Here is a 6,465-nt window from a genome sequence, read left to right as displayed (position 1 = left end):
TCTAGGGTACGCCACACTCCCCCCACCCGCCCCCCCCCCCCCCCCCCCCCCCCCCCCCCCCCCCCCCCCCCCCCCCCCCCCCCCCCCCGGCCCCTGCGGAAACCATCCTGCCCCGCTGTCGCACGGGGCTCGCGCTGGTATATGTGCCCAGCGGAAGCTAAGCGGAACGGGAAATTCCGCTGCTTGTCAGATCCGACGGTAACGCGTGTACAGGAACCCGGCCTCTTCCAGCAGCGAGGCCAGTACCAGCCGGTGCGGTACGTCGACCCGCGGGCCCCCCGCGATCCGCTGGGCGTCACCCGCCGTGAGGGTCGGGGACACGCTCAGGCACAGCTCGTCCAGCACTCCGGCGGCCACGAACTGGCCCAGCAGCCGCGGCCCGCCCTCGGTGAGCTGGCGGCGCAGCCCCCGGTCGGCCAGCTCCCGCACCACCCGGGCGGGGTCCACGCCCGCGCCCTCCCCGGCCACCACCACCTCGGCCCCGGACGCGGCCGCCGCGGCGACCCGGTCGGCGGGGGCGGCGGCTCCGGTGAGCACCAGGGTGGGCACGAGCGGCGCGGCGAACAGGGGCAGCGCGAAGTCCAGGTCCAGGCTCGCGGTGACGACGGCGACGATCGGGGCGGGGCCCTGCCCGGCGGCGGCCCGGCGGGCGGCGAAGTCCGCGCGGGCCCGGGCCGGGCGGTAACCCTCCTGGCGAACCGTTTCCGCACCGACGACCACCACATCGGCCAGCGCCCGCAGGGTGCCGAAGATCCGCATGTCGGTCTCGCTGGACAGGGGCTGCGAGCGCCCGTCGTGCTGGCCGGCGCCGTCCAGCGAGGACACCATGTTCGCGCGCAGCCAGTGCTCCCCGGCGCCGAGCGCGGGGTACGCGTAGGCCTCCGCGAGCTCGTCCAGCGACCACGGGTGGTCGCCCGGGACGGGGGGTGTCTGATCGGTCACAGGGAACAGGCGTCGCATCGGTGCAGTGTGCCACGCCCCGTAGAGTTAAGGGCTGTGTCAACCTCTCTCTCCCCCTCCGGTGCGACCGCCCCGCACGGCGGCGCCGCCGGACGGAGCCCGATAGCCGACGCGGGATCCCGCCCCGGCGCCGACGGACCCGATGCCGGTCCGCTCGCGCTGTGCGCCCGCGCCCCGCACGTACCCGCCGAACGGCTCGTGGCCGAGATGGTGCCGCCCCCACGTTTCGACGCGGTGCGCTTCGACACCTACAACCTCGACCCGGACCAGCCGAGCCAGGCCGAGGCCGTCACCGTGCTGAGCGGCTTCGCCGCCGGTCTCGGCGGGGCCCACGCCAGCGGCGGGGGCAAGCGCCGCTGGTTCGCGCGCGGCCCCAAGGCCGCGCCGGCCAGCGGCCCGCGCGGGGTCTACCTCGACGGCGGCTACGGCGTCGGCAAGACCCACCTGCTCGCCTCGCTGTGGCACGCCACCCCGGCCGAGCCCGCGCTCAAGGCCTTCGGCACCTTCGTGGAGCTGACGAACCTGGTCGGCGCGCTCGGCTTCCAGCAGACCGTGCAGACCCTGGGCGGGCACCGGCTGCTGTGCATCGACGAGTTCGAGCTGGACGACCCGGGCGACACCGTGCTCGTGTCCTCGCTGCTCAGCAGGCTCGTCGAGCAGGGCGTCGCGCTCGCCGCGACCTCGAACACGCTGCCGGGCAAGCTCGGCGAGGGCCGCTTCGCGGCCGCCGACTTCCTGCGCGAGATCCAGGGCCTGTCCGCGCAGTTCCGGCCGCTGCGGATCGACGGCCAGGACTACCGCCACCGCGGCCTGCCCGAGGCGCCCGCGCCCTTCTCCGACGAGCAGGTCACCAAGGCGGCGTACGCGACGCCCGGCGCCAGCCTCGACGACTTCCCCGGGCTGCTCGAACACCTGGCCAAGGTGCACCCGAGCCGCTACGGCGCGCTCACCGAGGGCGTCGCCGCCGTCTGCCTGACCGACGTCGGCCCGGTGCCGGACCAGTCGACCGCGCTGCGCCTGGTGGTCCTCGCGGACCGGCTCTACGACCGCGAGATTCCGGTCCTCGCCTCCGGCGTGCCCTTCGACCGGCTGTTCAGTGACGAGATGCTGAACGGCGGCTACCGCAAGAAGTACTTCCGCGCCATCTCTCGGCTCACCGCGCTGGCGCGTGACGCGAAGGGCCTGGTGGCCCAGTAGGTTTGGGGTCGCCGGACCGGTCGTCAGGCCGTCCGGCCGCTTCCACCTATGTGAAGGGATCCGCCATGGCCACCACGCGTCACGCGCACACCGTCTGGGAAGGCGACCTGCTCAAGGGCTCGGGGGTCGTCTCCCTCGACTCCTCGGGCCGGGGCTCCTTCGACGTCTCCTGGCCCTCCCGCGCTGAGGCCGCCAACGGCAAGACCAGCCCGGAAGAGCTGATCGCCGCCGCGCACTCCAGCTGCTACTCGATGGCCCTCTCCCACGGTCTGGCCGGTGCGGGCACCCCGCCCACCCGCGTCGAGACCAAGGCCGACGTCACCTTCCAGCCGGGCGAGGGCATCACCGGCATCCACCTCAGCGTGCGCGCCGAGGTACCGGGCCTGGACGCCGAGGGCTTCGCCGCCGCGGCCGAGGACGCCAAGAAGAACTGCCCGGTCAGCCAGGCCCTGACCGGCACCACGATCACGCTCTCCGCCGAGCTGCTCTGATCCCTCGCGGTGCCCGGCCCGCGCCCGGCCCGCCCGCTCCCGCCCCGGCCGGACCGGCCGGCGGCCGGTGGGCGGCCGGGCCGGGCGGGCACCCGCGGGTGTGACGCCGCGCCGCGCCCGCCCGCGCCGCGGCCCGCCCGGCGCGACCCCGTGGTACGACGGCCCGGAACCACCTCCGGTCCCGCCATGGGGAGTTGCCGATGCCCACCACCCGACGCAGCCTGCTCGCCGCAGGCGGTACGGCCGCCATCGCCTTCACGGGGGCACTGGGCGCCCTCTTCACCGCCTCGGCGGGAGCGAGCGCGCGCTCGGCGCCGCCCGCGCCGCCCACCGGGGGCTACGGGCCGCTCGTACCGGATCCGGCCGGGCTGCTGGACCTGCCCGCGGGGTTCCGCTACCGGGTGCTGTCCCGGGCCGGGGACCGGATGCGCTCGGGCGAGGGCGTCGTCCCGGCCAACTGCGACGGCATGGCGGCCTTCGCCACCACGGCCGGCGGGGTGCGGCTGGTGCGCAACCACGAGAACCGGACCACCGCCGCGCTGCGCGTCCCGCCCGTCGAGGGGCTCACCTACGACCCGGCCGCGCTCGGCGGGTGCACCGTCATCGAGCTCTGCCCGGCGGGCGAGGTCGTCGGCGAACGGGTGGGCATCGCGGGCACGGCCGTCAACTGCGCGGGCGGACGCACCCCTTGGAACACCTGGCTGACCTGCGAGGAGACCGAGGACACCGCGGGCGTCGCCGGGTACGCGAAGGACCACGGGTACGTCTTCGAGGTCGATCCGGGCGATCCGCGGCGCTCGGGCGCGGTGCCGCTGACGGCGCTGGGCCGCTTCGCCCACGAGGCCGTGGCGGTGGACCCGGTGCGGGGCGTGGTCTACGAGACCGAGGACGCCTTCGTGAAGCCCTTCGGCCTCTTCTACCGGTTCCTGCCGCGCCGCCCGCTGGGCGGGCCCGGTTCGCTGCGGGCGGGGGGCGTGCTGGAGGCGATGCGGGTGCGAGGGGTGGCGGACCTGGCCGTCGTGACGGAGCCGGGGACGGAGTTCCCGGTCGAGTGGGTGCCCGTACCCGACCCGTCGGCCGCCCGCACCCCGATCCGGTTCCAGGACTTCGGCCCGGGCGGCATCACGCACGCGCAGAAGCTGGAGGGCTGCTACTGGGGCGGGGACGTGGTGCACTTCGTCTCCAGCTTCGCCCGCAGCCGCGAGGGGGCCGCCGCCGACCACTTCGGCCAGGTCTGGTCCCACGACCCCGTGCGCGGCCGGATCCGCCTGGAGGTCGTCTTCGGCCCCGCCACCGACGTACGGCTGCCGGGGGACTCGCCGGACAACATCTGCCTGGCCCCGGACGGCGGCCTGATGGTGTGCGAGGACGGCGGCGGGGCGCAGTACGTCTTCGGGCTGACCCGGACCGGCACGGTGTACGCGATGGCCCGCAACGCGGACGACATCGGCACGGCGGGTACGGCGGAGTGGGGCGAGTTCGCGGGGGTCACCTTCGCCCCGGACGGCCGGACGATGTACGTCAACGCCTACGCCCCGGGCACGACGTTCGCGGTGACGGGCCCCTGGCACTGACCTCGCGCGCCCTCGCGCCCCCGTTCGATGTGGTGCAAGATCGGACGAAACCGACGCGATGGGGGTCGTGATGGCCACAGCGAAGGCTGAGCAGAACCAGAAGCAGAACCAGAAGCAGACGGACAAGGACAAGGGGAAGGGGAAGGGGAACCGGAAGGCCGGACGGGAGGCGGACGTGCCCGTCGCGCCGTTGTTGCGGGTGCCGCTCGGGGAGAGCGTCCACCTGGAGCGCATCGACACCCGGTCGACACCCGGCGCCCCGGGCGGGAAGGCGGCCTCCCTGGCCTCCGCCACCGCCATGGGCGAGCGGCTCGCCGAGCTCCAGGAGCGCCTCTACGCCGCCAGCACCGCCGGGGACCACCGCCGGGTGCTGCTCGTGCTCCAGGGCATGGACACCAGCGGCAAGGGCGGCACGGTCAAGCACGTGATCGGCCTGTTCAACCCCTCCGGCTGCCGGATCCGCGCCTTCAAGGCGCCGACGCAGGAGGAGCGGGAGCACCCCTTCCTCTGGCGGATCAAGAAGGCCCTCCCCCAGCCGGGGGAGATCGGCATCTTCGACCGTTCGCACTACGAGGACGTCCTGATCGCCCGGGTCCGCGAGCTGGCGCCGCGCAGTCAGGTGCGCCGCCGCTACGCGCAGATCAACCGGTTCGAGAAGGCCCTCGCGGAGGACGGCGTGAGCGTGCTGAAGGTCTTCCTCCACATCTCCTACGAGGAGCAGCGCGAGCGGTTGCTGACCCGCCTGGACGACCCCGCCAAGCATTGGAAGTTCAATCCGGGGGACATCGAGGAGCGCGGCGCGTGGCCCGCCTACCAGGAGGCCTACGAGCTGGCCCTGGAGCGCTGCGCCAGCGCCGCCGCGCCCTGGTACGTCGTGCCCGCGGACCGCAAGTGGTACCGCAACTGGGCGATCGGCGCGCTGCTCCTGGAGCATCTGGAGGCCCTCGCGCCGGAGTATCCGAAGGCCGACTTCGACGTGGACGAGTGCCGCTCCCGCCTACTTACCTCATAGTCATATATTTTGCGTACGTGACCATTTCTGTACGCAAAGTGGCCGTCGTAGCCGCGCTCGGTGCCGCCCTCGCGGGTTGCGGGGGCGGCTCGGCCACCCCGGGGGCCACCTCCGCACCCGTTCGGGCGGGTGCGCCCGCCTCGGCCGCGCCCTCCGGCTCCCCCTCGTCCGGCGCCTCCCCCGGCGCCTCCGCGGCGGCCCCCTCCAAGCCGCCCACGATCGCCCCCGGTCCGGGCGGGCTGACCCCGGTCTTCGAGCGTTCCCGGCAGACGACGGACAAGACCGTCGCGCTCACCTTCGACGCCGACATGACCTCCGACCAGGGACCGCGCGCGGCGAGCGGCGAGCACTTCGACAACCCTCAGCTGATCTCCACGCTGCGGCAGCTGAAGGTGCCCTCCACCATCTTCATGACGGGCCGTTGGGCCGAGGAGTACCCGGACCAGGCGAAGGCCATCGGTACCGACCCGAACTTCGAGATCGCGAACCACTCCTACAGCCACCACGCCTTCAAGTCCCCCTGCTACGGCCTGCCCGCGCTCGACGGCGCCGCGGCCCGCGCCGACGTGGACCGGGCCTTCGAGGCCTTCCGCAAGGCGGGCGCGGTCAACACCGTCCCGTACTTCCGCTTCCCCGGCGGCTGCTACGACGACCAGGCACTGCGCGTCCTGGCCACGGCCAAGGTCACGGCGGTCCAGTGGGACGTGGTCAGCGGGGACGCCTTCGCCAAGGACCCGGACGCGGTGGCCGAACAGGTGCTGGCCGGGGTGAAGCCCGGTTCGGTGGTGGTCATGCACTGCACGCGCAGCGCCGCCCCCGTGACCGAGGAGGCCATCCGCAAGATCGTCCCGGAACTCCGCAAGCGCGGCTACCGCTTCGCGAAGGTCTCGGACCTGATCGGGAAGTAACGGCCTACGCTCCGGGTCATGCCGACCCACCATCCGCCGTTCACCGTCGCAGCCGGCGTCGAGGTGCCGGATCCCGCCCCGGGCGAGGTCTGGACCGTCGGCGCCGTCGTCCTCAACCGGGAGGGCCGCGCCTTCGCCCAGAAACGCGGCCGACTACCTCGTCGAGGTCGACGGCGACCTGGACCGCCCCGCGCTGGAGTGGACCAAGCACTCCGGCTACGACTGGTTCGGCCCCGACGACCTCGCCCGACTGAAGGAGAACCGCGCCCCCGGCGAGTTCCTGATCCACGACCTCATCACCCGGGCCCTCGCCGAGCCCCCGC

At 74.0% G+C, this 6,465-nt stretch carries 6 protein-coding genes; 5 read left to right on the top strand and 1 reads right to left on the bottom strand.

All coding sequences use genetic code 11. The annotated features are described in order from the left end of the window. Nucleotides 1-186: 186 nt before the first annotated feature. On the bottom strand, nucleotides 187-960 hold the full coding sequence (locus ACZ4UB_RS24990) for a pyrimidine reductase family protein (RefSeq protein ID WP_468073320.1): 774 nt from the start codon (nucleotides 958-960) through the stop codon (nucleotides 187-189). A gap of 102 nt (nucleotides 961-1,062) precedes the next feature. Between ACZ4UB_RS24990 and zapE the strand changes: the two genes are divergently transcribed. From zapE to ACZ4UB_RS24965, 5 genes are all read left to right on the top strand, one after another. Continuing rightward, the gene (gene zapE, locus ACZ4UB_RS24985) at nucleotides 1,063-2,157 is read left to right on the top strand and encodes a cell division protein ZapE (RefSeq protein ID WP_468073373.1); all 1,095 of its coding nucleotides are present in this window, start codon (nucleotides 1,063-1,065) and stop codon (nucleotides 2,155-2,157) included. A 65-nt stretch (nucleotides 2,158-2,222) separates the two neighbouring features. Next, nucleotides 2,223-2,648: an OsmC family protein gene (locus tag ACZ4UB_RS24980; RefSeq protein ID WP_468073318.1), complete on the top strand. Its 426-nt coding sequence runs from the start codon at nucleotides 2,223-2,225 to the stop codon at nucleotides 2,646-2,648. A gap of 200 nt (nucleotides 2,649-2,848) precedes the next feature. Beyond that, on the top strand, nucleotides 2,849-4,222 hold the full coding sequence (locus ACZ4UB_RS24975) for an alkaline phosphatase PhoX (protein ID WP_468073316.1): 1,374 nt from the start codon (nucleotides 2,849-2,851) through the stop codon (nucleotides 4,220-4,222). A 70-nt stretch (nucleotides 4,223-4,292) separates the two neighbouring features. Next, nucleotides 4,293-5,234: a PPK2 family polyphosphate kinase gene (locus ACZ4UB_RS24970; RefSeq protein ID WP_468073314.1), complete on the top strand. Its 942-nt coding sequence runs from the start codon at nucleotides 4,293-4,295 to the stop codon at nucleotides 5,232-5,234. A gap of 17 nt (nucleotides 5,235-5,251) precedes the next feature. Further along, a complete protein-coding gene (locus tag ACZ4UB_RS24965; RefSeq protein ID WP_468073312.1) occupies nucleotides 5,252-6,142 on the top strand; it encodes a polysaccharide deacetylase family protein in 891 nt (296 codons plus the stop codon). The last annotated feature ends 323 nt before the right edge of the window (nucleotides 6,143-6,465 follow it).

It is taken from the genome of Streptomyces sp. NPDC028419 (assembly GCF_055565515.1).
The sequence above is the reverse complement of the archived record's forward strand: the minus strand, read 5'-3'. Positions and strand labels throughout refer to the sequence as shown.

Excerpts from the sequence above, each read along its gene's own strand:
- ACZ4UB_RS24970 (WP_468073314.1), top strand. The coding sequence starts at position 4,293 with ATGGCCACAGCGAAGGCTGAGCAGAACCAGAAGCAGAACCAGAAGCAG.
- ACZ4UB_RS24975 (WP_468073316.1), top strand. The coding sequence starts at position 2,849 with ATGCCCACCACCCGACGCAGCCTGCTCGCCGCAGGCGGTACGGCCGCC.
- ACZ4UB_RS24990 (WP_468073320.1), bottom strand. The coding sequence starts at position 960 with ATGCGACGCCTGTTCCCTGTGACCGATCAGACACCCCCCGTCCCGGGC.
- ACZ4UB_RS24980 (WP_468073318.1), top strand. The coding sequence starts at position 2,223 with ATGGCCACCACGCGTCACGCGCACACCGTCTGGGAAGGCGACCTGCTC.